The sequence below is a fragment of the Azohydromonas lata genome, assembly GCF_034427735.1.
Classification (GTDB): domain Bacteria; phylum Pseudomonadota; class Gammaproteobacteria; order Burkholderiales; family Burkholderiaceae_C; genus Azohydromonas; species Azohydromonas lata.
The window spans coordinates 1-837 of the sequence record NZ_JAXOJX010000190.1; the positions used below are offsets into that span (position 1 = coordinate 1).

Here is an 837-nt window from a genome sequence, read left to right on the forward strand (position 1 = left end):
AGCGCGCGGCTGCATGCGGCGAGCACGGTCACCATGGGCAACGTCAGCGCGGGCAACGTGAGCGTGGTGGCCGACACGGGTGCCATCGCCAACGCCGCGGGCAGCACGCGCAACGTCAGCGCGACGAACCTGCGGCTGCAGGCCGGCGGTGCCATCGGCACGGCCGCGCGCCACCTGACGCTGGCGGTGAGCACGCTCAGCGCGCGCGGCGCGGGCGTGTTCGTGGACGAGGCCGATGCGCTGACGGTGGGCAACGTGGGCGTAAGCGTCACGGAGCTGGGCGCGGGCACGGCCACCACGGTGGTGAGCGATGCGGCGCAGTCGGACCTGGTGTCGCTGAACAACGGCCACATCGTGCTGGTGGCCGGCGGCACGGTGACGCTGAACGACGGCACGGCCAACGGCGGCAGCGCCGGCGTGGCGGGCACGGCGGTGAGCGCGGCGGGCACGGGGTCCATCCTGGTGCAGGCCACGAGCGGTGACGTGATCGTCAACAGCGACATCGCCAGCGGCACGGGCCACGTCACGCTCAAGGCTGCGGGCAGCGTGCTGCTGGGCAGCGCCACGGCCACGGGCGTGGACGTGAGCACGGCGGGCACGGGCACGGTGTCCATCGACGCGCGCAGCGGCGTGCTGGCCATGGCCGGCGACGCCAAGGTCGCGGGCGCCAGCGCGCGGCTGCATGCGGCGAGCACGGTCACCGTGGGCAACGTCAGCGCGGGCAACGTGAGCGTGGTGGCCGACACGGGTGCCATCGCCAACGCCGCAGGCAGCACGAAGAACGTTTCCGCAACGAACCTGCGGCTGCAGGCCGGCGGTGCCCTCGGCACGGCTGCG

1 protein-coding gene is annotated in these 837 nt (G+C 74.0%); it reads left to right on the top strand.

Annotated features, from left to right (window positions below):
• The coding region (locus SM757_RS34955) for a hypothetical protein (protein ID WP_322468861.1) at nucleotides 1-837 on the top strand (837 nt) is incomplete at both ends.